The sequence below is a fragment of the Mesorhizobium sp. WSM4849 genome (genome assembly GCF_055811385.1).
Map to the genome: position 1 here is coordinate 1 of NZ_JBVVPW010000094.1, position 1,160 is coordinate 1,160.

The 1,160-nt window shown below is 64.1% G+C and carries 1 protein-coding gene; it reads right to left on the reverse strand.

Features of this window, described 5'->3' with window-relative positions:
• Positions 1 to 23 precede the first annotated feature (23 nt).
• Positions 24 to 962: an IS110 family RNA-guided transposase gene (locus AC0L3L_RS36335; protein WP_473642177.1), complete on the reverse strand. Its 939-nt coding sequence runs from the start codon at positions 960 to 962 to the stop codon at positions 24 to 26.
• Between the last annotated feature and the right edge of the window lie 198 nt (positions 963 to 1,160).

Consider the following 1,160-nt stretch of genomic DNA (forward strand, 5'->3'; position numbering starts at 1 on the left):
CGGATGAGCGACTATCTCTGATGTCAAGTTGCATTAGCGAACTCTTTGCGCGCATCGCGTGCTTTTGCATTGAGAATGACGAGCAGCTTTCTGGCGAGTGCGATGCGGATGACCATCTTTTCCTTTCCGGCGGCCTGCAACCGTTGGTGGAAGGCGCCGAGGTGAGGATCGTAGCGGGCAACGATGCGGGCAATGAGGAAGAGGATGGAGCGCGGTGCTGCGCGCCCGCCCCGCACCGGCCTTCGGCCACTGCGCTTGCCGCTGTCGTTGGCGATCGGCGCCAGGCCGGCCAGCTTGGCGATGGCCTTGTTGGAGAGCAGGCCGATCTCAGGCAGTTCGGCCATCAGCCGCGCCACGGTGCGGGAGGCCACGCCCTTGAGCGAGCGGAAGGCCTGGTCGAGGCATGCCCACAGTGGATCGTCGTCGATCAGCGAGGCGATCTCGCCCTCGAGCCGGCGGCCCTGGCGCTTGAGCACGGCAATGACCTCATCGAGGCTGGCAATGGTCTCGGCATCGGCGGCAGCGCTCTTGCGCTGCTTCTGAACGGTGAGATCGTCCGTCACCTGGCAAAGCCGGGCGACCAGCGCCTTGAGCCGCTGCTGGGCCGCACTCGGCGGCGGCGTCGGCTGCAGCCGTTTGACCTGCGCATAATGGGCAATGACGGCGGCGTCGATCCTGTCGGTCTTCTCCAGATAGCCCATCGCCTCGGCGAAGCGGCGCACGCTGCGCGCGTTGACGATGCCGCAGGGCTGATCCATCTCCCACAGAAGCAGGTAGGCAAGACGCTCGTAGCCGCCGCTCGCCTCCATGACCACGAGCTCGACGCCGTGAGACCGACAGAAGGCGGCAAGCTCGGCTATGGCTGCCGCGTCATTGCCGAAACGGCCCCACGCGCCGCTCGGCACGACATGGGCGTCGAGCCAGTCCTTCGAAATATCTATTCCACAGATGGTCTTGTTCACGGTAACCTGCCTTGTGCGTACGATTGGAGCCAAGCGACTATTCGGTCGTGCGTGACGTTGGCGAAGATCCCAAGCTCATCCACGGTTGTAACCGGAGGGGTAACGGGCGACTTCGCCATGCCTCGGGCCGGATGGCCATCCGACCCGAGGCACAGTCGCTTCCATCGCACAAAAAACCTTCCGTGCAGATACAAGGGG